Source organism: Actinomyces minihominis (assembly GCF_900187855.1).
GTDB lineage: Bacteria > Actinomycetota > Actinomycetes > Actinomycetales > Actinomycetaceae > Scrofimicrobium > Scrofimicrobium minihominis.
In genome coordinates this window covers 247770-271840 of record NZ_FYEG01000001.1, presented here as the reverse complement: position 1 = coordinate 271840, position 24071 = coordinate 247770, and the positions used below count along the sequence as shown (strand labels likewise).

The following is a 24071-nucleotide window of genomic DNA, read 5'->3' as shown; positions in this document are numbered from 1 at the left end:
TCGGACCTAGTAGTAGTAGGGGAACTCGGACCAGTTGGGATCGCGCCGCTCCAGGAAAGAGTCGCGGCCTTCACGAGCCTCATCGGTCATGTAGGCAAGGCGGGTGGCCTCACCAGCGAAGAGCTGCTGGCCAGCCAGACCATCGTCGGCCAGGTTGAAGGCAAACTTGAGCATGCGGATCGCCTGTGGTGATTTACCCGCAATAGAGCGGGCGTAAGAGATGGCAACCTCTTCGAGTTGATCATGGTCAACGGCTTCGTTGACGGCGCCCCACGCTTCCGCCTGCTCCGCGGTGTAGGTCCGGGCCAGGAAGAAGATTTCCCGGGCCCGCCGATCACCGACCTGGCGGGCCAGCAGGGCCGACCCGTAACCGGCGTCAAAAGAGCCGACATCTGCATCGGTCTGCTTGAATCTCGCATTTTGCCTGGAGGCCACCGAGAGGTCGCAGATGACGTTGAGCGAGTGTCCGCCGCCCGCCGCCCAGCCGTTAACAGCCGCGATGACAACCTTCGGCATGGTGCGGATCAGGCGCTGCACCTCAAGGATGTGCAGGCGTCCGGCAGCGGCTTTGGCCGAGGCAGAGGAGGTCTCACTGACCTGGCCTTCCTTCGGAACCTGGACGGTGTAACGATATCCATCACGGCCTCGGACACGCTGGTCTCCCCCCGAGGAGAAGGCGTAACCACCATCCTTTGCAGAGGGTCCGTTTCCGGTGAGAATGACCGCTGCGACCTCGGCGTTCGTGCGGGCGTCGTCGAGGGCGATGAGGAGTTCGTCAACCGTTTGGGGGCGGAAGGCATTGCGAACCTCAGGGCGGTCAAAAGCAACCCGAACCCAGGGGAGCAGGGTCCCGACGGGTGCTCCGTCCTCGTCACCCCGGGAGACGCCACGGTGGTAGGTGATGTCCGTGAAATCGAAGCCGGGAACCACTTTCCAGCGGGAGGGGTCAAACGTGTCTGAAACAAAATCTAAAGAGCTCACCTCGTAACGATAGCCCGTAGGATACCGACATGACCGACATCACCGCGTATCTCAAGCCCGGAAGCCACCTCCTCAAGGAACTGGATGAAACTCCGGAGGACTGGCTCGCCCTCATCGAACTCTCGGCGATTCTCAAGCAGCAGAAGAAGAGCGGAACCGAGCAGCAGTACCTCAGGGGGCGCAATATTGTCCTCATATTTGAGAAGACTTCGACGAGGACGAGGTGTGCGTTTGAGGTGGCGGCTGCCGACCAGGGGGCTGCGACCACCTACCTCGATCCGCAGAGTTCCCAGATGGGTCACAAAGAGTCGATCTCGGACACAGCGCACGTCCTCGGCCGCTTCTACGACGCCATCGAGTTTCGTGGTTCAGAGCAGAACAACGTTGAAATCCTGGCGCGGGACTCCGGGGTTCCGGTGTGGAACGGGCTGACGGCCGACTGGCACCCCACCCAGATGCTGGCCGACTCACTGACGATGCTGGAGCACTCCCCGGGACGCTCTTTCTCAGATATCACCTACTCATTCGTTGGCGATGCCCGCTACAACATGGGGCGGTCCCTTCTCATCAACGGCGCCATGCTGGGTTGCGACGTACGAATTGTGGCTCCGAAAGAGCTTTGGCCCGAGGACGAGGTGATTGAGGCCGCGAAAGCTGTTGCTGAGCAGACCGGGGCGAAGGTGACCGTCACGGACGACATCGAAGCCGTGGTCGGATCCGACTTTGTCCACGCCGACGTCTGGGTTTCGATGGGGGAGGCGAAGGAGGTGTGGGCGCAGCGCATCGAGGCGCTCATGCCCTACAGGGTTGATGAAAACCTGATGGAGCTGGCGGGCGGCAACGCCAAGTTCATGCACTGTCTGCCCGCCTTCCACGACCTCAACACCACCGTGGGACAGCAGATTTTTGAAGAGTATGGACTGGATGGGATCGAGGTCTCCGATGAGGTCTTCTCCGGCCCACGTTCCGTGGTTTTCGACCAGGCTGAGAACCGTCTGCACACCATCAAGGCGGCCATGGTCCGCTCTCTAGGCAGGATCTAGTCCCGTGGCTCGCCTCTTCGGAGAACCACACCCCTCCCCGGCACACGCCGGGTCCAGGGGGCGGTTCCGAAGAGGACGCTCGTCTTGGGCGCAACGTGGCCTGCTGGTTGGGACCGCCGCTGTGGCTGTCGCAGCCCTCCTCAGCGTCCCGGTAGTCCGGGGCACGAGCATGGAGCCTGAGCCCGATTATGTGGCGAGGGAGACGACTTCGGCGCAGGAGGCCCTACGCTCACAAAAGGCAGCAGCTCAGAAACGCTTTGAAGAGGATGTTGAGGCCTTCCTTGCCAGCCTGCCGGCACCGCGCAGGATCGCCCTCCTCGGCGAGAGTTCAGTCGACCCGGCTGATCTGACGGATGGGGAGCTGAACGAGCTGCTTGAAGCCGGGGCCGGGCCCACCTTTAGGGTGGAGAGCGACCGGCGCCTCGCAGCTTCGCTACCGGATCTCTCCGACCTCGAGAATGGGCGAATCCCCGACGAGATGCTCTGTCCGGTTCCGTGGCCCAACCGATACGAGTATCGCGTCCTCTGCGTCGCCCTGCCGAACCTGGTCCGACTCAATGAGGCCTTCAACGCAGAGTTCGGTAGGAACCTTCCGGTGCAGAGTGGCTATCGAAGCTTCGAGCAGCAGCAGTTGGTTCACCAGAACTCACCAACTATGACGACACTTCCGGGGGCTTCCAACCACAGTTGGGGCTTGGCTGTGGACTTCGATATCGACAACTACACCTCCTACGACCTTCCCGAGGTGAAGTGGCTGGTTGAAAATGCTCCCAGCTACGGCTGGCGCAACCCCACCCACGAGGCGTTTGCGACCTCCCGTGAAGAACCCTGGCACTTCGAGTTCGGCACCGTCTACCCGGAGCTGGAGGGGGAGGGGTTCAACGGGCCACAGCCCGAGGTGAAGTACCTTTTCAAGCTACCCGAGGGGTGGCGGACCAGGACGATCTACAGCGAAGGTTAGCGATCCCACCTGGGCTTGGCCCAGGTCGGTACCGGACCGGAACCCATGCCGAGACCGGCAAGGAAAATGCCCAACCCGAGGACCGCCAGGCAGGGGATTGCCAGCAGGATGCCGCCCACGGTTCCAAGTGCTCCGCCGATGCCCGGAATGACAATGCCGAGAAGGCCTGCGCCGAGGAGGAACAGGGAGATCCCCGGAAGAAGGAGCAGAACAAACCTCTCGTCGGCCACACCCTTTGAGTTACGTAGGGAACGTGCCCGCTGGGTATCACGGCGGAGGGCCCAGGAGGCAATGAGGCCAAGTACTCCACCAACCAGTGCAATCAGAACCATGGGCTCACTATATAGACTGCAGTGGTGACAAACGATGCCCGTCCCCGACTAACTGCCCTCAACCTCGACGCCCTCAACGATGACGTTCGCACGGTTCTTCGTGAGATTGATGAGGTCGTGGTCTACAGCCTTCCGATGAACATTCGTTTTCGGGGCATCACCAGACGGGACGGGCTGCTCCTGTGGGGGCGGAACGGCTGGGGCGAGGCGGCTCCTTTCTGGAACTATGACACGCAGGAGTCCTCCCGCTGGCTTCGCGGGGGAATCACCACTGCCGTGGAGAGCTTCCCACAGGCTGTTCGATCGAGTGTCCCCGTTAACGTCACCATTCCAGCCTGTGATGTCGACACCGCTCTGAAGAGAGTGCGGGCTCAAGCCGGCTGTCGCACCGCCAAGGTCAAGGTTGCTGAGGCTGGCCAGCTGGGGGCCGAGGACATTGACCGGGTGAGGGTGGTCGCGACCGAACTGGTACGCCTCCACGGCTCAAACGCGCGGGTCCGCATTGATGCCAATGCCGGTTGGAGCGTGGATGAGGCGCTGGTGATGCTGCGGGAGTTGAACCTGGCCGCGGCGCCTGCCGGGGGGCTCGAGTACGCCGAACAGCCCACCCTGAGTGTTGAGGAACTGGCCAGGTTGCGCCATCTTTCGCCCGTGCCTATTGCCGCGGACGAATCGGTTCGTCGGGCAGCTGATCCCCTGCGGGTGCGGCAGTTGCAGGCAGCCGATGTCGCTGTTCTGAAGGTGGCCCCACTCGGAGGCATTGGTGCGGCCTACCGCCTTACGGGTGAGCTCGGCCTTCCCCCGGTGGTCTCCTCCGCCCTCGACTCCTCGGTTGGTATTGCCGCCGGGGTGATCCTCGCGGCCGCCCTACCCAACCTGAACTACGCCTGCGGACTGAACACGGCCACCATGTTTACGGCGGACGTCCTCGCCGACCCATTTGTTGCCGAGGGCGGCGTGCTTAGTCTCGAACGAGCCCGCGCGACACTGAACTCTGAGCTAAACCCCCACAGCGACCGGGTCGACCCGGATCTCGTCGAAGCGTGGGGCTCCCGCCTGGAAAAGATGGCACTGGCAATCAGAAAGGCCGATGAAACACGATGACAGCCTCACTGCCCCCTAGTCTTCAGGCCGCCCACCGGGTCGTCGAAGCCCTGATCGGATCCGGGACCAGGGACTTCGCCTACTGTCCCGGCTCTCGCAACGCCCCGTTCGCCTATGTCCTTGCCCGGGCAGAGGCTGCGGGACGCGTCAGGGTCCACACGTTTGCGGAGGAGCGCGGGGCTGCGTTCTGGGCCCTGGGAGCTGCTCAGGCACTAGGGGGGAAGACCCCCGTCGCGGTCCTCACCACCTCGGGGACGGCCGTGGCAGAGCTTCATCCGGCCCTTGAGGAGGCCGCGCACCAGGGCCTTCCCGTTGTCGCCGTTACGGCTGATCGGCCATTTGAGATGTCGGCAGTGGGGGCTTCTCAGTCGACGCGTCAGCAGGGGCTGCTGGCCTCGGCTGTCATTGCCGAGGTCGACATCCCGGCGGACTCCTCCGGGTCCGCAATCCAGAACCGAGTTTTCCGGGTCTTGGCACGAACCCTGGGACTTGGTGGTCGCCCCGGCCCCGCCCACCTCAATGTGGCACTTCGAGACCCCCTCGTCCCCGAAGACATGGAGACCTACTTCGCCCCCGAAAGCCCCGAGGGTGACGCGGCTTCGGCGAAGAACCCAGCCCTTTTTGCCCTCACACGCGAGTGTGTACCGCAGTCGTTCCCGCTCTGGGACGAGGTCGTCAACCCGCAGCTTCGCACCGTTGTCGTGGCGGGAGCGGTGGAGCCTCGTGGCCAGGATATCGCCCGCTCCGTGGTCGAGCAGGCGGCGCTCCGCGGCCTACCGCTGCTTGCTGAGCCGTCATCGGGAGTGACTGACTCACCGAACTGGATTGCCCATCAACCGTGGCTCCTCGAGAGACTGGCGGATGAGGTCGAGCAGGTCATTGTGGTGGGAAAACCAACCCTGTCCCGTCCTGTCGCCCGATTGCTCAGCCGCGAAGACATGCGCATCGTTGTTATCGCCGACCACGAGCAGTGGCCCGGTTCCGGACATGGTGAAACCACTGTGGTTCCGGGGCTCAGAGCCTCAAAAGGTGAGGTGGATTCAACAGGTGGTTCCTGGCTGGCACGTTGGCAACTGGTTGCACGGGAGGCCGATGATGTCCTTGTCAGACATGACCTGGATGGAGAACTGGACTACCTGACCGCAGCCCGGGCCATCTGGTCCGCTGATCCGAAGGTTGACCTGTGGTTGGGCGCTTCCAACACGGTACGGGCCTTCGACCTGGGGGTATCGGCTCCGGGTAGAACAGGTGTTTTTACTAACCGCGGTTTGGCGGGTATCGATGGCAGCATCTCTTCAGCCTTGGGGGTGCAGGCCATGCGTGGACGCCCGCTGCGCGCCGTCATGGGGGACCTGACCTTCACATACGATCTACCCAGTCTTGCGGCCCGCCCCGGGACGCCCCCCGACCTGCAGCTGATCGTCTTTGATGACGGAGGGGGCTCAATCTTTGCCTCGCTGGAACACGGCCAGGCTCCCGAGCAGATCTACGAGAGGTACTTCGCGGTCCCACAGCAGCTCGATATCATCCAGGTTGCGCAGGCCTGTGGTTGGAATGCCCGTGATATCACCACTCTCAACCAGTTTGAGGCAGCGCTTGCGGACCCGGTCCAGGGCAGGTCACTTCTGCACCTCAAGGTTCCTCGACCCGCCGGGCTCTTCAAAAGGATCAACAGCCAGATTTGCCAGTAACAGTTTGCTCCCAGGTGACGTACCACTTCGCTATTACCTGAATTTTGGATCGGCCCTCGCGTCATCACGGCCTTGATCGCATACTTGCATCATCGCCTGTACGAAGGGAAGACAATGACTGAGCCACAGCGCCCGTTACGCATTCCGTTGGAGAACGACAACCGGTTTGCGCCCTCATCAACACCGCCTGCCCCCGAGGCCCCTCCGGTGGAGACTGTCGAGGTAGTCGAGACCGTTGCGGAGCAGCCAACGCTGCCAAACCTCCCTCCGGTCCAGTCTGTCTACGCGGCGGCTCCCCCCACGCGAGCCGAGGTTCGCCCCCAGGTGGTGGCGGTGCGGCGAGGCCCGGGCTGGGCCGCCCTCATCATTGGCATGTTCCTCACGCTCATCGCGGCACTGGCCGTCATGTTCGCAGTCTGGGGTGCCGACTCGCCGTTCTCAGCGGCTCCGAACATGACCGACGACTCGGTGTCCGAGGTCGAGGGTGAGGTGGTTGAACCGGTCATCACCCCGGGTGATGCTCCGGACTGGCAGGCCGTGGCCGCAAGCGTGCGTCCCGCCACCGTCTCAATCATTGTTGAGGGGAGTGACGGGAGCGCCTCGGGCTCGGGCGTTATCATTGACGGCCAGGGTCACATTGTCACCAATGACCACGTGGTCTCCGGGGCCACCGAGGGTGGCAGTATTACGGTCACCCTTCACGACGGGCGCCTCTATAACGCCACCATCGTTGGCACTGACGCAACCACAGACCTGGCGGTACTGCGCATGGAGAACCCGCCGACAGATCTGACTTCCGCTCTCCTCGGCAGCTCGTCCTCGCTGGCGGTCGGTCAGCCGGTCATGGCAATCGGCGCACCCCTCGGACTGGCGGACACGGTGACCACCGGTGTGATTTCCGCGCTTGACCGACCCGTTGCGGTCAGTGGCGGATCTTCAAGCTCGGGTCAGAGTGAGGTAGTAATCACCAATGCGATTCAAATCGACGCCTCGATCAACCCCGGTAACTCAGGTGGTCCGCTGTTTGATGACACCGGCGCGGTTATTGGTATTAACTCTTCGATTGCCTCAATAGGACAGTCCTCATCTGATGCGGGGTCGATTGGCCTTGGCTTCGCGATCCCAGTCGACCTGGTGAAGTCGATTGCCACCCAGATCATTGAGACGGGGACGGTTGAACACGCACTGCTTGGCGTCACGATTAGCACCACCGCGGTTCAGGTTGGCGAAGAGAGTCGACTTGGCGCCCTTGTCGCCTCGGTCAGTCCGGGTGGGTCTGCAGATGAGGCCGGTCTTCTTGAGGGTGATGTCATCGTTGGGATTGATGGAAACTCCGTCACCTCGGGGCCGTCGTTGACGGGATTCGTGCGCCGCTATGTGGCAGGAAGCGCCGTCGTCCTCGATGTGGTGAGGGACGGTCAGCTCCAGCAGGTTAAGGCGGTGCTTCAGGCCCGCTAGGGGCTGGGAATCACTCGATTCCCAGTGCCTCCAAAACGGGACGCATCTTGGCTCGGGTCTCGGCTAGCTCAAGGTCGGGGACCGAGTCAGGCATGATCCCCCCGCCCGCGAAAACGCGGATCTGGCGGTGGTCATCGGAAAGCTGGCCGCAGCGCAGGGCGATACCGAACTCTCCGTCTCCGCTGGCGTCAAGCCAGCCCACGGGGCCGGAGTAGCGTCCCCGCTGGGTCCCCTCCAGGTTCTCGAGGATGCTGAAGGCAAGGTTGGTGGGCGTCCCGCAGACGGCGGCTGTCGGATGAAGAGCTTCGACGATGTCGAGGACGTTGCCATCTCGCACAGTGGCTTCCACATCGGTCGAGAGGTGCGTGACATTGGGGAGTTCCAGTAGCGAGGGTTCGCTGGGAACCACCATGTTCTCTGCCAGTGGGGCCATTGCACGGGTTACCGATTCCACTGCCAGGTGGTGTTCGGTGCGGTTCTTGGCGGAGGTGAGTAGCCCTTCGCCCTCGCGCGGATCCGAGGTTCCCGCGAGGACCCGGGAGACAAACAGGTTGTCGCGCAGTGAGGCGAGCATTTCGGGGGTGGCTCCGATGAGTCCTTCGACCGCAAACACCCAGGTTGAGGGGTAGCGCTGGTGAAGGGCGCCAATCAGGTAGCGCTCGTCAATCGGTTGCGCGGCTGAAACGACGATGTCACGGGTGAGGACGACCTTGGAGGCGGCTCCGGACTGAAGCATTTTGGCAAGGCGCCGCACCGCGTCCTTCCACTTGTTCTGCGTCATTCGACCGGGTTCGGTCCACAGTCCCGACGGGTTGGAGACCTGGAGATCATTGCCGCTCAGTGCTTCCAGCGGGTTGGCGGGACGGGACCCGGAGGCGGCTGAGACGGCCCAGGCCCGGTCATCAACTCGGACGAGGGCGAACTTCGGAACCACCAGGTACCCGGTGGACTGGTCGGCAAATCCGAACGATCCCATCGCGATGGGCCACCGCAGGGGTGCTTCGCCACCATCGCCCTCAACAACGGCGTCCGCGACCAGCTTCTCCCAGGATCGCGCAGCCTGGCGCATGGCGTGGGGACCCATGAACTCAAGGCGCACTGCTTCGCCCCAGCCGACAAGGGAAACACCGGAACCAAGCCAGGCGGTGACACCGGCGGCATCGGGTACCAGCGCGAGCAACTGCTCGGGTGTGTCAACTAGTTCCCGGACCCGTACCTGCACCTGATGCAAGGATTTCTCAGACATTTTGAGCCCCCAAGTAGTCGGTTACCACGCATTAGCGTGAACTAACTCTATCGGGCACCTCGAATGGGCGTCGCTAGGCTTTGTCTGGGGATGGAACAATAGGTCCGGAAACAACCGGTCAATAAGTGGGGTAGACGTGGACGAAATGCTAGACGTGGCGAATGTTCGGGCGGATGAGAACAAGTTTCCAAACGAGGTCGCCGCGATGTTTGACGTGGTTGCTCCCAGCTACGACCTCGCCAATGATCTGCTTTCCCTGGGTCAGGTCTACCTGTGGCGCCGGGCGACACGAAATGCCATCGATCCCCAGCCAGGTGCATTGATCCTCGACGTTGCCGGCGGGACCGGAACGTCCGCTGCCATCCTCAGCCGAAGTGGTGCGGACGTTGTGGTCTGCGATATTTCGCGCGGAATGATTGAGGTCGGAGAGCAGAAGCATCCCGAGGTCGACTTCGTTCTTGGTAGTGCGACCGACCTCCCCTTTGACGACGATACGTTCGACGCGGTGACCATTTCTTTCGGAATCCGCAATGTAGAGGATGTCCCGAAGGCGCTGGAAGAGATGTACAGGGTGACCAAGCCTGGCGGTCGCATCGTCATCTGCGAGTTCTCGACACCCATCCCCCTGGTGCGTCCTCCCCATAACTTCTACCTGCGCCAGGTTGCCCCGCGGGTGGCCCGGCTTGCCTCGGCAGCAGGCGGTGCGTACGACTATCTCAGTGAGTCGATTCTTGAGTGGTATGACCAGGATGCCCTCGGCGCGATGATGGATGCCGCCGGATGGCAGGACATCTCCTATCGCAATCTCACCTACGGAACGGTGGCGCTCCACAGGGGTTTCAAACCGCTCGCCTAGAGAACCTGATATTAGATACCAGGGTGTTTCTAATTTCTGGGCCAAAAGGTCCTAGGCCGGGGGTATTTTCGTTGCCATCAAGCCACTTCCACGGTTCAAGTTGCCGATCTGTACTCTAGTTTGCGAACCGCATCCGCTTTTTCATGCCTAAGGAGACTCCGTTGTCTGACGAACTGCGCTTCGACGTCGAAGCTGATGTCGTCATCGTCGGGGCTGGACCGGGCGGGGCTTCAGCGGCATACCACCTGGCTTCGCTGGGATTTGATGTGGCTTTGCTGGACAGGTCAGAGTTCCCGCGCGACAAGATTTGCGGTGACGGATTAACCCCCGCGGCGGTCGTTGAGATCGCGCTGATGGGCGTCGACACCACGGGTTGGACTCGCAACAGGGGCCTGCGCGTGATCGGCGGCGGTAATGAGGTCTATTTCGACTGGCCGGGACAGGCGACACTTCCCGACTACGGCATGGCACGCTCCCGCATGGAGCTGGATGCAGACCTGGTCGCTCAGGCCCAGGCCGCAGGCGCACGTCTTTATGAGAACCACATGGTGACCGGGGCGCTGCGATCCACGACGGGACGTGTCAACGGGGTCGAAGCCCGGGTGGGGCGTGGCTCTGATTCCAAGCAGGTGCGTTTCAAGGCCCCCCTGGTGGTTGACGCCGGGGGAGTGTCAGCGCGCCTCTCAACCTCACTGGGGATAGAGAAGAAGGCGAACCGGCCCCTCGGAGTTGCGGCGCGGACCTACTTCCGGTCACCCCGCGCGGATGACCCCTACATGGAGTCACACCTTGAACTGTGGGACGGAGAGCCGGGGAACTCCCCGCTGCTCCCCGGTTACGGCTGGATCTTCCCCGTGGGCAACGGCCTGGTCAACGTGGGCCTCGGATCGGTTTCGTCCTCGGCCAAAGCCACTTCGATCCCCTACAAGCAGGTCTTTAACCAGTGGGTTAAGCACCTTCCATCCGACTGGGAGTTCACACCGGAGAATCAGGTGGGGCCCCTGCGCTCGGCGGCACTGCCCATGTCGTTTAACAGGAAGCCGCACTACACCAACGGCCTCGCCCTGGTGGGCGACGCTGGCGGAATGGTCTCTCCTTTCAACGGTGAGGGGATTGCGCCGGCAATGAAGGCGGGGCGCTACCTGGCGGATGCCGCAGCCCTGGCGTTCTCTCGGACAACAGAGGCTGGCTTTGACCTGGCCATGAGCTCCTACCCCGAGATGCTGACGGAAACCTACGGGGGCTACTACTCACTGGGCCGAATCTTTGTGGCGCTAATTGAGAACCCGAAGATCATGCGGATCTGCACCTACTATGGGCTGCCTCGAAAACGCCTCATGAAACTTGTCAATAAGCTGCTTTCAGACGGTTACGAACGCAGTGGCGGCGACATTGACGACCAACTGATAACCCTGCTCACCAAGGTGGTGGCAAAAGTATGAAAAAACTAGACGGAGCCACCGGGAGGAACAATGACTAATCCTTATGTGCCGCTTCTGATCATGGCAGCAGTCGCCCTCGCGGTCGCTGTCGGTGGTCTGGGGATGTCCGCAATTCTGGGACCCCAGCAGAAGAACCTTGTCATGGCAGAGAACTATGAGTGCGGGATTGATCCGGGACCTCAGCGTCTTGAGGACGGACGTTTCCCCGTGAAGTACTACCTGGTGGCCATGACCTTCATCATTTTTGATATCGAGGTCGTCTTCCTTTACCCGTGGGCCGTGACATTCAATGTGCTCGGCCTCTTCGGACTGTTCTCAATCCTGCTGTTCCTGGGGTTGATCACGGTGCCGTACATCTACGAGCTGCGCCGCAAGGGCCTGGACTGGACCTAAGGAGAAGTAATCATGGGTCTTGAAGAAAAGCTCCCCGCCGGGGTGGGACTGGCCAGCATGGAAACCGTGCTTGGCCTTGCCCGGAAACACTCACAGTTCCCGGTGACAATGGGGCTGGCCTGCTGCGCCATCGAAATGATGGCAGCCGGTACCCCCCGATTCGACATGTCTAGGTTCGGCCTGGAGGTGTTCCGAGCATCGCCGCGCCACGCTGACCTGATGATCGTCTCGGGTCGTGTCAGCCAAAAGATGGCCCCGATCGTACGCCGTGTCTACGACTCGATGCCCGAACCGAAGTGGGTTATTTCCATGGGGGCCTGCGCCTCCACCGGTGGCATGTTCAACAACTATGCCATCGTGCAGGGTTGTGACCACATCGTTCCTGTCGATGTCTACCTGCCGGGTTGCCCACCGCGCCCAGAGGCGCTGATCCACGCTGTCCTCACCCTGCGTGAGCAGATCGGCAAGGAACCCCTTGGCGAGCACCGACGCGAAATTGCCAAGAAGGCCGAGGCCGCAGCTCTTGCTGCAACCCCGACCAGCCAGATGAAGGGACTCCTCGCATGACAGAGTTGGACCGCGAGAACACCGGGCCTGACGCCAACGGTGAGTTGCAGCGCCCAGAGAACCGATTCGAACAGCCAGAGGTTATCTCGGTTCGCCACGGTTCCTTCGGTGTGATGGATGATGGTGACACAACTGGTTTTGGGGGGCTGGTAGAGACCTTTGAGCTGCCGGGTGCGAGCTCACGCCCCTACGGCGGCTGGTTTGACGAGGCCGTGGACGTCCTCGAAGAGCTGATCAAAGAGGCCGGATTTGAGGTTACCGAAGTAATCGAGAAGGTCGTGGTCAACCAGGGTGACGAGCTAATCATCCACGTCAACCGTGACTTCCTTCGTTTCGTGGCCCTGAACCTGCGAAACGACCAGGACCTGCGCTTCGAGATGTGCCTGGGCGTGTCGACCGTGAACTACCCGGAGAGCAAGGGAAGAGAGTTCCACGCCCTCTATCCGTTCCGTTCTTTCACGCATAATCGCAGCATTTTCCTCGAGGTTTCCGTTCCCGAGGACGATGCCCGTATTCCTTCGATCGTCGACATCTACCCGGGTAACGACTGGCACGAACGTGAGGGTTGGGACCTCATGGGGATCGTGTTTGAAGGACACCCGGCCCTGACCCGCATCGAGATGCCACAGGACTGGTACGGCCACCCGCAGCGCAAGGACTACCCGCTGGGCGGAATCCCGATTGAGTACCGCGGAGCAACCATTCCCCCGGTCGACACACGGAGGTCTTACAACTGATGAGCGAGCAGACTAAGTTCTATGCAACGCCCGGCGGTGACGACCCCCGCCTTGATGACTACCCCGAGGTTATTGCCACGGGTGGTGACTGGGAAGACGTCATTGAAGAGGTTCGTCGAATCTCTTCCGAGCGCATCGTCCTCAACATGGGCCCGGTTCACCCCTCCACTCACGGCGTGATCCGCCTGATCCTCGAGATGGATGGCGAGCAGGTCCGTGAGACACGGACGGACATCGGCTTCCTGCATACAGGTATCGAAAAGAACATGGAGTTCCGCACCTGGACCCAGGGTTCCACCTTCGTTACTCGCATGGATTACGTTGCGCCGTTCTTCCAGGAGGTTGCCTACTGCCTCGCCGTAGAGAAGCTTCTCGGCGTAACGGAGCAGATCCCAGAGCGCGCCACCCTGATTCGTGTCCTCCTGATGGAACTGAACCGCATTGCCTCACACATGGTGGCAATCGGTACCGGTGGTAATGAGCTGGGCGCGACAACAATGATGACCATCGGTTTCCGGGGACGCGAAGACATCCTGAGGATTTTCGAGCGCATCACGGGCCTGCGCATGAACCACGGTTTCGTGCGTCCCGGTGGTGTTCCGCTGGATATACCAGAGGGTACCGTCGAGTACGTTCGTTCACTTCTACCCAACGTCCGCAGGGATATCGGTGAACTGCAGGACCTGACGCTGCAGAACCCGATCTTCAAGAAGCGTTTCATCGGGACCGGCTACATGCCGATGGCCGGGATGATGGCGCTCGGCCTGACAGGGCCGTCCCTTCGTGCGGGTGGTCTTGCCACTGACCTTCGCAAGGATGCCCCGTACTGCGGCTACGAAAACTACGAGTTTGATGTACCGACCTACGACTACTCGGATGCCTACAACCGCACCCTGGTGCGCTTTGATGAGTGCTACCAGTCGTTCCGCATTGTCGACCAGGTCCTCAAGCGTCTCGAAGAGACAGAGGGTGCGCCGGTCATGATTGCCGATAAGTCGATCGCCTGGCCAGCCAACCTGACGGTCGGCCCCGACGGGCAGGGTAACAACCCGGCCTACATCGAAAAGATCATGGGCCAGTCCATGGAGGCACTGATCCACCACTTCAAGCTTGTGACCGAGGGATTTAAGGTTCCGGCCGGCCAGGTCTACCAGCAGGTGGAACACGCCAAGGGAATCCTCGGTGTCCACCTGGTTTCTGACGGTGGAACCCGCCCCTTCAGGGCGCACTTCCGGGATCCCTCCTTCTCGAACCTACAGTCCCTATCCATGGCGACCGAGGGCGGCCAGCTGGCCGACGTGGTCGTAACTTTGGCTTCGTTAGATCCAGTTGCAGGAGGAGTTGACCGATGACCTATTCTCCCGAAACGAAGGCGAAGCTTGTCGCCGATGCTCAGGAGATCATCGCTCGTTACCCCGAGGGCCACGCGCGATCAGCACTTCTGCCAATGCTGCACCTGGTGCAGTCCGAAGATGGCTTTGTCAGCGCCGATGGAATCTCGCTCTGCGCTGAGCTCCTCGGGATGACACAGCCGCAGGTCTCCGCGGTGGCGACGTTCTACACACAGTACAAACGTCACCCCAACGGCGACTACAACGTGGGTGTATGCACCAACGCACTATGTGGTGTCCTCGGCGGAGAGCAGATCTTTGATGAGCTCTCAGAGGCACTTGAGGTTGGCCACGACGAGACGACCCCGGATGGCAAGATCACCCTGGAGCGAATCGAATGCAACGCCGCCTGTGACTTTGCGCCGGTGATCATGGTCAACTGGGAGTTCTTCGACAACCAGACTCCCGAGTCGGCCCTGAAGCTGGTCGATGATCTGAAGGACGGTACGCCCGTTCACCCGACTCGCGGACCGAACGTGATGCGGACGTTCAAAGAGAACGAGCGTACCCTGGCGGGTTTCCGAGACGGCCTCGCAAACCAGGGCCCCAGCGCCGGGGTTCCCACGGTGCATGGCCTCGAGATTGCGAAAGAGCACGACTGGGTGGCTCCCCAACCCGAGGACCCTCAGACCTATGTCTGGCCCGACAACACCATTGAAGCGAAGGGAGACAAGTGATGCCCACCTTCACAAAGGCAGACACACTGACGCCCGCCCTCACCAAGCAGTGGGGGACCGAGCAGTCGTGGACCCTGGATGTGGCGTTGAAGAACGGCGCGTATGAGGGTCTGAAGCGAGCCAACACCATGGAGGCCGCGGACATCATTCAGGCCATCAAGGACTCGGGTGTTCGAGGACGTGGTGGTGCGGGGTTCCCCACCGGACTGAAGTGGTCATTCCTTCCTCCGGACGACGGTAAGCCCCGCTACATGGTGGTGAATGCCGACGAATCAGAGCCGGGAACCTGCAAGGACATCCCGATGATCATGGCTGACCCCCACACCCTCATCGAGGGGGTGGCGATCGCATCGCGGGCCATCAACTGTAAGCACGCTTTCATCTACCTGCGCGGGGAGGTCGTTCACGTCTACCGCCGCCTGATGGAAGCCATCTACGAGGCCGAGAATGCGGGCCTGCTGGGCGACCTCAAGATCACCGCTCACGCGGGGGCAGGCGCCTACATCTGTGGTGAAGAAACCGCGCTCCTCGATTCACTCGAGGGACGTCGTGGTCACCCGCGCCTTAAGCCTCCGTTCCCAGCCGTCGCCGGCCTCTACTCCCGCCCCTCGGTTGTCAACAATGTTGAGACGATCTCTGATGTGGCCCTGGTGTTCCGTCACTCTCCCGAGTGGTACTCCTCAATGGGTACCGAGCGCTCCAAGGGCTGCGGCATTTTCTCCGTCTCCGGGCACGTTGAGAAGCCCGGCCAGTATGAGGCGCCGTTCGGGATCACCATGCGGGAGCTACTTGAGTTCTCGGGTGGGGTCCGCGGCGGTCACAAGCTGAAGTTCTGGACCCCGGGTGGCTCTTCAACGCCTCTCTTCACTGAGAAGGACCTGGACGTTCCCCTGGATTACGAGGCCGTTGCGGCCGCCGGGTCCATGCTGGGAACCCGCGCGCTGCAGATCTTCGATGAGACGGTCTCGGTGGTGCGGACCATCCGGATGTGGACTGAGTTCTATCAGCACGAATCATGCGGTAAGTGCACCCCGTGTCGTGAGGGCACCTACTGGATGAAGGAAATCATGATCCGCCTTGAGCGCGGAGAGGGACGCCCCGGCGACCTCGAGCTGCTTGATGATGTGGCCGGAAATATCCTGGGTCGTTCGTTCTGCGCCCTCGGAGATGCAGCCGCAACCCCAGTGATCTCTGCCCTGAAGCTGTTCCGGGAAGAGTTTGAGGCCGGTCTAACCACGCCCGCATGGGAACTCTTCCCCTACGAGCGTTCAACCATCTTTCCTCAGGGAGGTGCTCAGTGACTGAGAACAACATGGTGACTCTTTCCATTGACGGTACCGACGTCGAGGCCCCGGCAGGCACGCTGATCATTCGCGCCGCCGAGCAGGTGGGGATTCGTATTCCCCGCTTCTGCGACCACCCGCTGCTGAAGCCGGTCGCTGCCTGCCGTCAGTGCCTCGTCGAGGTTGGCACCCCCGACCGTGAGGGCAACCTCCGCATGATGCCGAAGCCACAGCCTTCGTGCGCCATCGAGATTAGCCCGGGCATGGTGGTGAAGACCCAGCACACCTCGCCGGTAGCCAAGAAGGCCCAGGTTGGTGTGATGGAGTTCCTCCTCATCAACCACCCACTTGACTGCCCGATCTGCGACAAGGGCGGCGAGTGCCCCCTGCAGAACCAGGCGATGACCGAGGGGGAGGACGACACCCGGTTCAACGGTGCCAAGAGGGTCTACAAGAAGCCGCTCGGCCTCACCACCCAGATCCTGCTTGACCGTGACCGCTGCATCCTCTGCCAACGTTGCGTGCGTTTTGCCAAGGAGATCCCCGGTGACCCCTTCCTCGACTTGCAGGGTCGTGGCGGTGGCTCATCACCGGAGGATGACCACAAGTTCATGGGTGAACAGGTGGGTACTTTTGACGCAGAGGTCCTGGACTTCTACGTCAAGGGCACGGATGGCCCGAAGCGCTCAGATATCTCCGGCCCCTACGGCCAGGAGGGAATCATCTCTTCGGTCTACGCGGGACCCGAGAAGAAGTCGAGCAAGGATATGGCTGGCCGTACCTTTGCATCGTACTTCTCAGGCAACATCATCCAGATTTGCCCGGTCGGCGCGCTGACTTCAACCACCTACCGCTTCCGTTCCCGCCCCTTCGACCTCGTCTCCACCCCCTCGGTGGCAGAGCACGATGCATCGGGCAGTGCGGTACGCATTGATGTGCGCCGAGGTGAGGTCCTGAGGAAACTCTCCGGCAATGACCCCGAGGTCAACGAAGAGTGGATTACTGACAAGGACCGTTTCGCGTTCCCCTGGTATAAGCTGCAGGATCGCCTGACACTTCCCCTGGTTCGTGAGGACGGCAAGCTGGTTCCGACCTCCTGGTCCGATGCCATCGATCGTGCGGCAAAGGGACTCGCAGCAGCCGTCCAGGGAGGAGGCGTGGGCCTTCTTCCCGGAGGACGTACCTCATTCGAGGATGCCTGGGCATGGTCCAAGTTTGCTCGCGTCGTCCTTCGCACCAACAGCATTGACTCACGCTGGCGTCTCCAAAGTGATGAGGAGCTCGGGTTCATCGGATCCCGCGTTGCGGGCCGAGGACTCGGAGTTACCTACGAGGACGTCGAAAAGGCCGGTTCGGCGCTCCTCGTTGCACTTGAGGTTGAGGACGAGATCGGTTCGCTGTTCCTGCGCCTGCGCAAGGGGGTCACCGGCGGTACGGTCAGGGTCGCAACTGTGGCTCCCGTACTTTCCCGTGGCAGCGAGAAGCTGGACGCAACCTTGATCCCGGCCATTCCGGGTGAAGAGGTCGCAGCTCTAGATCAGATTGCCGAGGGATGCCAGTACGGGGCCCTCGCGGCCGACCTCGCCGAAGGCGGAGTCATCCTGGTGGGTGAGCGCGCAGCTCGGACGCCGGGTCTCTTCGCGGCGGTGGAACGCCTCGCTGCCCGCACCGGAGCCAAGGTCGCCTGGGTTCCGCGTCGAAGCGGAGACAGGGGAGCGGTCGATGCAGGCCTGCTACCCAACCTGCTTCCCTTCGGTCGCCCCGTTGAGGACGCCGATGCTCGTGAGTCCCTCGGCTGGGGAGAGATCCCCGCCGAAAATGGGCTCTCGGCAGCTGGAATGCTTGAGGCGGCTGCTTCAGGATCACTCGGCGCCCTCGTCCTCGGCGGAATCGACCTGCGTGACTGGGAGGATCCGGCCGCGGCCGCGGCAGCCATTAGGAAGGCACCTTTTGTTATAGCCCTTGAGGTCCGCCCCTCTGAGGCCACCGAGCTTGCCGACGTGGTCTTCCCCGTGGCACCTCCGGCTGAGAAGAACGGTACCTTTATCAACTGGGAGGGTCGCCTGCGCCCCTTCGGCCAGTCGATCGCTTCACGCACCATGCCCGACCGTGAGGTCTTCAACATGATTGCGCGAGAGTTCGGCATCGACCTGGGGATTGACGACCTGAACAGCCTTTATGAAGAGGTCAACCCGCTCATGATCTGGCGCGGCGCGAGGATCAAGAGTCCGGTTGGGGTCCAGGGGGTTGCACCCAAGGTTGATCCCGGTTCTCTGGTTCTTGCTTCGCACAAGGTTATGGTCGACCTCGGTCGCATGCTGGATGGTGCGGTTGATCTGCGTCTGTCGGCACGCAGTGCTGTCGCCCTCCTTTCTCGTTCTTCGTTCGACGCAATGGGTCTGAACGAGGACGATAACGTTCGGGTCACCGGTCCTCGCGGCTCAGTGATCCTGCCCGTTGAGGTTTCGGAAGTTGTCGACGGTGTCGTGTGGATCCCGGAATGCTCCGTTGGTAACGGTGTCAACCAGGACCTCGCCCCCGCCGGTTCTTCCGTGACCGTCACTCCTGCAAGAGAGGTGGCCCAGTAATGAGCGGGCTGACTATTTCAGCGCTACCGGCCCTTGGTGGGGAAGTCCTTCCCGCCTGGGGAGCCCCCGAGTACACGGTGGCTGACTTCTCAGACACAACCTGGTGGCTGGTCCTAATCAAGGCAGTCTTCATCGTTCTCTTCCTGATCCTTTCGGTCATCATGGCCCTGTGGGTTGAGCGTCGTGCACTCGGCCGCATGCAGACCCGCCTGGGTCCAAATGTTGCCGGTCCGCTCGGCCTGTTCCAGGCCCTCGCAGACGCCGGAAAGATGCTCTTCAAGGAAGACATTTGGACGAAACGAAGCGATAAGTTCCTCTACTTCCTGGCTCCGGCAATCATGGCATTCACTGCCTTCTCGGTCCTCGCGGTGATTCCCTTCGGTCCAAACGTTTCCATGTTTGGCCACTCGACCCCCCTGCAGGTCACCGATATGCCGGTCGCGACCCTGTACATCCTGGCGATCACTTCTCTGGGCCTTTACGGCGTCGTGCTCGGTGGCTGGTCAGCTCGTTCGACCCTGCCCCTCTACGGTGCGGTTCGATCATCAGCTCAGATCATCTCCTACGAACTCTCCATGGGAATGGCGCTGGTCTCTGTCTTCCTTATGGCTGGCTCCATGTCGACCTCGGAGATCGTCGCTTCCCAGGGAACCATCTGGTGGGCATTCGCCCTCGCACCCGCGTTCGTCGTTTACCTGATCTCGATGGTGGGTGAGGTCAACCGACTTCCCTTCGACCTTCCCGAAGCTGAAGGCGAACTGGTCGCCGGTCACATGACTGAGTACTCCTCTATGAAGTTTGGCTGGTACTACCTGGCTGAGTACATCAACATGCTCAATGTTTCGGCGGTTGCCACCACGATGTTCCTAGGTGGGTGGCACGCGCCGTGGCCCTTCAGCCACATCGCACCGCTCAACGATGGTTGGTGGGGCATGTTCTGGTTCATCTTCAAGGTCTGGGTCCTCATGTTTGCGATGATCTGGACCCGAGGCACCCTACTCCGCTTCCGTTACGACCAGTTTATGAACCTCGGATGGAAGGGCCTGATTCCGATCGCCCTCGTCTGGATCGTTCTGGTTTCCGTGATGCGCGGCGTCCAGACCTGGGTCTCCGGTTCCTGGCTCGTCCTCTTCGCGGTCATGCTCGCGGTGGTCATAGTCGTGGCAGTCATCGTCTACCTGGTTGCGCTGCCCTCCGATGAAGCAGATGACGAGGACGAGATCGATCCGGACGCACCGTTCGATGCCTTCCTCGGTGGGTACCCGACACCGCCGATTCTTGGACAGACTCTACCGCCATCACCACGTGCTGGACGGGCCAAGGTAGCCGTCGCGGCACCCGGTGACAGTGCAGATGAATCAGCTCCCCTGATTGAGGAGAACAGCAATGAGTGATGATCACAAGCAGATGCGCTATGAGAAGGATCCAAAGGGTCCCATCGGTGAGTTCTTTGCACCGGTAGCTGGCTACGGTGTTACCTTCTCGTCGATGTTCCGCCCCGTCGTCACGGAGCAGTACCCGTTCGAGGCGGCGCGTGTTCAGCCCCGTTTCCATGGTCGTCACCAGCTCAACATCTACCCCGATGGCCTGGAGAAGTGCATCGGGTGTGAGCTCTGCGCCTGGGCGTGCCCCGCGGATGCCATCCTGGTTGAGGCTGCCTCTAACACCCCTGAGGCGCAGTTCTCACCGGGTGAGCGGTTCGGCGCGGTTTACCAGATCAACTACCTGCGTTGCATCTTCTGTGGTTTCTGCATTGAGGCCTGCCCAACGCGCGCGTTGACAATGGGAAATGACTTCGAACTGGCTGAGTACGAACGTCTTTCTGATATCTACGACAAGGACATGCTGCTGGCGAAGCTTCCAAACGGAGCCGTTGCTGCACCGCATCCAATGGTTGAGGGATTCAGTGACACCGACTACTACCGTGGTGAAGTAACCGGACCGACACAGAAGCAGATCGATTGGGTTAAAAAGAATCGACCCGACGATCCCTCACTCGCAACTGCCAAGGCAGTCGCGGTTGAGACCAAGGCAAAGAAGGAGGCCCACTGATGGCTCTCTTGCCCATGGGGGAATGGCCCCAGATGAGCGGCGCGGGAGAGGCGGTTCTCTTTTGGATCGTCGCGGCCCTGATGGTTGCTGGGGCACTGGGTGTTCTCTTGTTCCGCAAGGCCGCCTATGCGGTGCTCTCAATGGTTGTCGTTATGGTCGGCCTCGCCGTCCTCTACTTCGCACTTGAGGCACCCTTCAATGGTTCGGTTCAGGTCATCGTCTACACGGGTGCCATCCTGATGCTCTTCCTCTTCGTCATCATGATGATTGGTCTTGGAGCAACCGATGGCTACCAGGAGCAGCGTCGAGGCTATATCGTCGCGGGTGCGCTGTTCGGCAGTGCCCTGGCGATCCTGCTGGTTGCCGCGATCATGGTCTCGACCGTGCCGGGTCCCGGACACATTCCAGCTGATCCGTACTCAAACGTGCCGGTTACTGCCCTGGCTGTGGACCTGTTCCAGGATCACTGGCTGACGGTTCAAGTGACCGCTGCTCTTCTGATTACCGCCGCCGTCGGTGCAGTGCTGCTGACCCACAGTGACAACCTGGGTCCGAAGCTAAGCCAGAAGACGGTAGCCAAGGCACGAATGATGCTCTACAAGAACAGGGGGCGCCACATCGGCCAGCTGCCCCCACCCGGTGTTTGGGCTAGCGGCAACGCCGTCGATAACCCTGCCATCGCAGGTGACACCCTTGAGATTGCTGAAGAGTCTGTTCCGCGTGTGCTTCGCATCAAGGGTATTGAGAAACCCATGGGTGAGGTTAGCCCCGAGGTTGCCTCGGCTATGCGACTGGTTCGCAGCGGAGATCACAGCGTGGCGCCCTGGGGTTCAAACAGGGGCGTCAAACAGTCCAAGGCCTGGGGTATGGCCGGTGAGAAGGCCCCGCGTGGTCTCCAGCAGATCCGCCAGGAAGATACCCAAACGCCAGACGTGGAGGAAACGAAGTGAGTCTCGCTTACTACATCGCCCTCGCAGCGATTCTCTTTTCGATTGGAGCGGTGACGGTCGTAGTCCGTAAGTCGGCCATCATCTCGCTTCTTGGAGTGGAGCTCATGCTCAACTCAGCAAGCCTCGTCTTCATTACGTTCGCCCGTCTTCTCGGCGACTACTCCGGTCAGGTCATGGCGTTTTTCGTCATGATCGTTGCGGCCGCAGAAGTCGTTGTTGGACTGTCGATCGTCGTGGCGATCTTCAAGAACCGGGCAACCACGGACCTCGACCAGTCCGTCGCGCTCAGGAAGTAGAGGAGAGATGACTTCCATGTTCGCGGCCACTGCCGCAGTTCTTCCCGCCTCAGAGGCCTGGACCGGCCCGGTTGCCACCCAGGCAGCCACCGGGGCAGCCTCGCTGGCCTACCTTCTGTTCCTGGTCCCACTGGTGGTTGCGGGTCTGCTTTTAATCGGGGGCAACCGCACCAACAAGTGGGGGCACTGGCTTGCCGTCGGAGCCTCCTGGTTCTCGTTCGTCCTCGGCCTGATTATTCTTATCCAGCTGCTCGGTATGCCAGCAGACCAGCGCCGCCTCAACCAGGAGCTCTTCTCCTGGATGCCGGCGGGTGACTTCCAGGTCAACTTTGGCATCCTGATCGACCCGCTGTCCGTCACCTTCGTGATGCTGGTGACCCTGGTGGGTTCTCTCATCCTGGTCTACTCGGTGGGCTACATGGCAGAGGACCGGGATCGTAGGCGTTTCTTCGCCTACCTCGCCCTGTTCATCGCCTCGATGCTGGTCCTGGTACTTGGCAACAACTACACCGTCATGTTCCTCGGCTGGGAAGGCGTCGGTCTTTCCTCCTACCTGCTGATTGGTTTCTGGAACCAGATCCCGTCGAACGCATCTGCAGCCAACAAGGCCTTCATCATGAACCGCATCGGCGATATGGGCTTCCTTATCGCCATGATGGCAATGGTTGCGGCATTCAACTCGACCAGCTTCGCCGACGTCAACGCGGGTATCTCGAGTGTCGATCAGGGCACCGCCACCGTCATCGCGCTGTTCCTGCTTCTGGCGGCCTGTGCCAAGTCGGCTCAGTTCCCCCTGCAGGCATGGCTCGGAGATGCAATGGCCGGTCCGACTCCGGTGTCAGCCCTGATCCACGCGGCAACGATGGTTACCGCTGGCGTCTACCTGATCGTGCGGTCGGGATCCGTCTTCATCCACGCCCCGGTAGCAATGGCGGTTGTGGTGGTAGTCGGTGTCATCACCCTGATCATGGGTGCGCTTATCGGTTCGTTCAAGGATGACATCAAGAAGGCCCTGGCAGCTTCGACCATGTCGCAGCTCGGCTACATGATGCTCGGCGCTGGACTCGGCCCGATTGGCTGGGCATTCGCGATCTTCCACCTGCTGACACACGGCTTCTTCAAGGCACTGCTGTTCCTTGGGGCGGGCTCGGTCATGCACGGTATGAACGATCAGGTCAACATGAGGCGCTTCGGTAACCTGCGTAAGTACATGGTCGTGACCTGGCTGGTCTTTATGGCCGGCTGGCTGGCAATCCTCGGTATCCCGCCGTTCTCTGGTTACTGGTCGAAGGACCACATCATTGAGGCCGCCTTCTCGGCGACCACTTTCGGTGGGGCTGACGCCCCGTGGGCCCCCTGGGTCTTCGGGTTTGTTGCGGTCCTTGGTGCAGGTCTGACGGCCTTCTACATGTCGCGCATGTTCTTCATGACTTTCTCGGGTAAGGCGCGCTGGACCGAGAATGAGGGAGCTCCTGTTCACCCACACGAGTCGAAGCCAATCATGACCATTCCGATGATCATCCTGGCTGTCTTCGCCGTTGGACTTGGTGGTGTCCTGTCGATCAACGACATGTTCACCACATGGCTGGATCCCGCTATCGGTCCGGTTCAGCACGTTGAGCCTGTCTTGCCGGTGGTGGTAATTCAGATCATCACGCTCACGCTGGTCGTCTTGGCCGCAATTGCTGCCTACATCAAGTTCGCAGTCAAGCCTGTTCCAGAAACCGTTCCCTACGGCACGGCCTTTGCTCGCGCTGCGCGGAACGACTTCTACCAGGATGAGGTCAACGAGGTCGTGGCAGTGGCTCCGGTCAGTGCCATTGTCGAGGGCGTCACCGTGGTTGATGAACGAGGCATTGACGGCGCAGTCAACGGCCTGGGACGCCTGAGCGTCCTCGGCGGCAAGGTCCTCTCGTGGACAGAAACCGGTTACCTACGTTCGTACGCGGGCTACATGCTCGGCGGCATCGTGGTTATTTTGGCGATCGTCCTAGGATTCAGGCTCTAGGGCCGGAGGAGAATC

The 24071-nt window shown here is 61.1% G+C and carries 22 protein-coding genes; 19 read left to right on the top strand and 3 right to left on the bottom strand.

Going from position 1 to position 24071, the window contains the following annotated elements; translation table 11 throughout:
- Positions 1-6: 6 nt before the first annotated feature.
- Positions 7-981: a 1,4-dihydroxy-2-naphthoyl-CoA synthase gene (locus tag CS903_RS01335; RefSeq protein ID WP_099331739.1), complete on the bottom strand. Its 975-nt coding sequence runs from the start codon at positions 979-981 to the stop codon at positions 7-9.
- Between the two features lie 29 nt (positions 982-1010).
- Here CS903_RS01335 and argF point away from each other — a divergent pair, with 29 nt between their 5' ends.
- Both argF and CS903_RS01325 read left to right on the top strand, forming a co-directional pair.
- Positions 1011-2024, top strand: a complete 1014-nt coding sequence (gene argF / locus CS903_RS01330) for an ornithine carbamoyltransferase (RefSeq protein WP_099331738.1) — start codon at positions 1011-1013, stop codon at positions 2022-2024.
- Positions 2025-2145: 121 nt separating this feature from the next.
- Positions 2146-2985 (top strand): M15 family metallopeptidase, encoded by an 840-nt coding sequence (locus CS903_RS01325; protein WP_099331737.1) that lies wholly within the window; start codon positions 2146-2148, stop codon positions 2983-2985.
- Here CS903_RS01325 and CS903_RS01320 read toward each other — a convergent pair.
- Positions 2982-3317, bottom strand: coding sequence for a hypothetical protein (locus CS903_RS01320; protein ID WP_099331736.1), 336 nt, complete (start codon positions 3315-3317; stop codon positions 2982-2984). The two genes, CS903_RS01325 and CS903_RS01320, sit on opposite strands and share 4 nt — an antisense overlap.
- A gap of 24 nt (positions 3318-3341) precedes the next feature.
- Between CS903_RS01320 and CS903_RS01315 the strand changes: the two genes are divergently transcribed.
- From CS903_RS01315 to CS903_RS01305, 3 genes are all read left to right on the top strand, one after another.
- Positions 3342-4421 carry an o-succinylbenzoate synthase gene (locus tag CS903_RS01315; RefSeq protein ID WP_242491687.1) on the top strand — a complete coding sequence of 360 codons (1080 nt, stop codon included), beginning with the start codon at positions 3342-3344 and terminating at the stop codon, positions 4419-4421.
- Positions 4418-6112: a 2-succinyl-5-enolpyruvyl-6-hydroxy-3-cyclohexene-1-carboxylic-acid synthase gene (menD, locus tag CS903_RS01310; protein ID WP_099331735.1), complete on the top strand. Its 1695-nt coding sequence runs from the start codon at positions 4418-4420 to the stop codon at positions 6110-6112. The genes CS903_RS01315 and menD overlap by 4 nt, the downstream gene beginning before the upstream one ends.
- 114 nt (positions 6113-6226) lie before the next feature.
- Positions 6227-7570: a S1C family serine protease gene (locus CS903_RS01305; RefSeq protein WP_099331734.1), complete on the top strand. Its 1344-nt coding sequence runs from the start codon at positions 6227-6229 to the stop codon at positions 7568-7570.
- A 10-nt stretch (positions 7571-7580) separates the two neighbouring features.
- Here the strand turns inward: CS903_RS01305 and CS903_RS01300 are convergent, their stop codons facing one another.
- The gene (locus CS903_RS01300; RefSeq protein ID WP_099331733.1) at positions 7581-8816 is read right to left on the bottom strand and encodes an isochorismate synthase; all 1236 of its coding nucleotides are present in this window, start codon (positions 8814-8816) and stop codon (positions 7581-7583) included.
- A 145-nt stretch (positions 8817-8961) separates the two neighbouring features.
- Here CS903_RS01300 and CS903_RS01295 point away from each other — a divergent pair, with 145 nt between their 5' ends.
- The 14 genes from CS903_RS01295 (at position 8962) to nuoL (ending at position 24056) form a co-directional block, all read left to right on the top strand.
- Complete coding sequence (locus tag CS903_RS01295) at positions 8962-9672, top strand: class I SAM-dependent methyltransferase (RefSeq protein WP_099331887.1); 711 nt, start codon at positions 8962-8964, stop codon at positions 9670-9672.
- A 161-nt stretch (positions 9673-9833) separates the two neighbouring features.
- A complete protein-coding gene (locus tag CS903_RS01290) occupies positions 9834-11114 on the top strand; it encodes a geranylgeranyl reductase family protein (protein WP_242491686.1) in 1281 nt (426 codons plus the stop codon).
- Between the two features lie 30 nt (positions 11115-11144).
- Positions 11145-11507, top strand: coding sequence for an NADH-quinone oxidoreductase subunit A (ndhC, locus tag CS903_RS01285; RefSeq protein WP_099331731.1), 363 nt, complete (start codon positions 11145-11147; stop codon positions 11505-11507).
- A gap of 12 nt (positions 11508-11519) precedes the next feature.
- Entirely contained in the window at positions 11520-12074 is a 555-nt protein-coding gene (locus CS903_RS01280) for an NADH-quinone oxidoreductase subunit B (RefSeq protein WP_099331730.1), read from the top strand.
- A complete protein-coding gene (locus CS903_RS01275; protein WP_099331729.1) occupies positions 12071-12811 on the top strand; it encodes an NADH-quinone oxidoreductase subunit C in 741 nt (246 codons plus the stop codon). The genes CS903_RS01280 and CS903_RS01275 overlap by 4 nt, the downstream gene beginning before the upstream one ends.
- Complete coding sequence (locus tag CS903_RS01270) at positions 12811-14163, top strand: NADH-quinone oxidoreductase subunit D (RefSeq protein WP_099331728.1); 1353 nt, start codon at positions 12811-12813, stop codon at positions 14161-14163. The genes CS903_RS01275 and CS903_RS01270 overlap by 1 nt, the downstream gene beginning before the upstream one ends.
- A complete protein-coding gene (gene nuoE, locus CS903_RS01265; RefSeq protein ID WP_099331727.1) occupies positions 14160-14879 on the top strand; it encodes an NADH-quinone oxidoreductase subunit NuoE in 720 nt (239 codons plus the stop codon). Before CS903_RS01270 ends, nuoE begins: the two co-directional genes overlap by 4 nt.
- Complete coding sequence (gene nuoF, locus CS903_RS01260; RefSeq protein ID WP_099331726.1) at positions 14879-16180, top strand: NADH-quinone oxidoreductase subunit NuoF; 1302 nt, start codon at positions 14879-14881, stop codon at positions 16178-16180. Before nuoE ends, nuoF begins: the two co-directional genes overlap by 1 nt.
- A gap of 11 nt (positions 16181-16191) precedes the next feature.
- Positions 16192-18750: an NADH-quinone oxidoreductase subunit G gene (locus tag CS903_RS01255; RefSeq protein ID WP_242491708.1), complete on the top strand. Its 2559-nt coding sequence runs from the start codon at positions 16192-16194 to the stop codon at positions 18748-18750.
- Positions 18750-20144, top strand: a complete 1395-nt coding sequence (gene nuoH, locus CS903_RS01250) for an NADH-quinone oxidoreductase subunit NuoH (RefSeq protein ID WP_099331724.1) — start codon at positions 18750-18752, stop codon at positions 20142-20144. Before CS903_RS01255 ends, nuoH begins: the two co-directional genes overlap by 1 nt.
- On the top strand, positions 20137-20802 hold the full coding sequence (nuoI, locus tag CS903_RS01245) for an NADH-quinone oxidoreductase subunit NuoI (RefSeq protein WP_099331723.1): 666 nt from the start codon (positions 20137-20139) through the stop codon (positions 20800-20802). The genes nuoH and nuoI overlap by 8 nt, the downstream gene beginning before the upstream one ends.
- A complete protein-coding gene (locus CS903_RS01240; RefSeq protein WP_099331722.1) occupies positions 20802-21752 on the top strand; it encodes an NADH-quinone oxidoreductase subunit J in 951 nt (316 codons plus the stop codon). The genes nuoI and CS903_RS01240 overlap by 1 nt, the downstream gene beginning before the upstream one ends.
- Positions 21749-22048: an NADH-quinone oxidoreductase subunit NuoK gene (gene nuoK, locus CS903_RS01235; protein ID WP_099331721.1), complete on the top strand. Its 300-nt coding sequence runs from the start codon at positions 21749-21751 to the stop codon at positions 22046-22048. The genes CS903_RS01240 and nuoK overlap by 4 nt, the downstream gene beginning before the upstream one ends.
- Positions 22049-22055: 7 nt before the next feature.
- Complete coding sequence (gene nuoL / locus CS903_RS01230; protein WP_099331720.1) at positions 22056-24056, top strand: NADH-quinone oxidoreductase subunit L; 2001 nt, start codon at positions 22056-22058, stop codon at positions 24054-24056.
- Positions 24057-24071 lie beyond the last annotated feature (15 nt).

Excerpts from the sequence above, each read along its gene's own strand:
- argF (WP_099331738.1), top strand. The coding sequence starts at position 1,011 with ATGACCGACATCACCGCGTATCTCAAGCCCGGAAGCCACCTCCTCAAG.
- CS903_RS01320 (WP_099331736.1), bottom strand. The coding sequence starts at position 3,317 with ATGGTTCTGATTGCACTGGTTGGTGGAGTACTTGGCCTCATTGCCTCC.
- menD (WP_099331735.1), top strand. The coding sequence starts at position 4,418 with ATGACAGCCTCACTGCCCCCTAGTCTTCAGGCCGCCCACCGGGTCGTC.
- CS903_RS01305 (WP_099331734.1), top strand. The coding sequence starts at position 6,227 with ATGACTGAGCCACAGCGCCCGTTACGCATTCCGTTGGAGAACGACAAC.
- CS903_RS01300 (WP_099331733.1), bottom strand. The coding sequence starts at position 8,816 with ATGTCTGAGAAATCCTTGCATCAGGTGCAGGTACGGGTCCGGGAACTA.
- CS903_RS01295 (WP_099331887.1), top strand. The coding sequence starts at position 8,962 with ATGCTAGACGTGGCGAATGTTCGGGCGGATGAGAACAAGTTTCCAAAC.
- ndhC (WP_099331731.1), top strand. The coding sequence starts at position 11,145 with ATGACTAATCCTTATGTGCCGCTTCTGATCATGGCAGCAGTCGCCCTC.
- CS903_RS01280 (WP_099331730.1), top strand. The coding sequence starts at position 11,520 with ATGGGTCTTGAAGAAAAGCTCCCCGCCGGGGTGGGACTGGCCAGCATG.
- CS903_RS01275 (WP_099331729.1), top strand. The coding sequence starts at position 12,071 with ATGACAGAGTTGGACCGCGAGAACACCGGGCCTGACGCCAACGGTGAG.
- CS903_RS01270 (WP_099331728.1), top strand. The coding sequence starts at position 12,811 with ATGAGCGAGCAGACTAAGTTCTATGCAACGCCCGGCGGTGACGACCCC.
- nuoE (WP_099331727.1), top strand. The coding sequence starts at position 14,160 with ATGACCTATTCTCCCGAAACGAAGGCGAAGCTTGTCGCCGATGCTCAG.
- nuoF (WP_099331726.1), top strand. The coding sequence starts at position 14,879 with ATGCCCACCTTCACAAAGGCAGACACACTGACGCCCGCCCTCACCAAG.
- CS903_RS01255 (WP_242491708.1), top strand. The coding sequence starts at position 16,192 with ATGGTGACTCTTTCCATTGACGGTACCGACGTCGAGGCCCCGGCAGGC.
- nuoH (WP_099331724.1), top strand. The coding sequence starts at position 18,750 with ATGAGCGGGCTGACTATTTCAGCGCTACCGGCCCTTGGTGGGGAAGTC.
- nuoI (WP_099331723.1), top strand. The coding sequence starts at position 20,137 with ATGAGTGATGATCACAAGCAGATGCGCTATGAGAAGGATCCAAAGGGT.
- CS903_RS01240 (WP_099331722.1), top strand. The coding sequence starts at position 20,802 with ATGGCTCTCTTGCCCATGGGGGAATGGCCCCAGATGAGCGGCGCGGGA.
- nuoL (WP_099331720.1), top strand. The coding sequence starts at position 22,056 with ATGACTTCCATGTTCGCGGCCACTGCCGCAGTTCTTCCCGCCTCAGAG.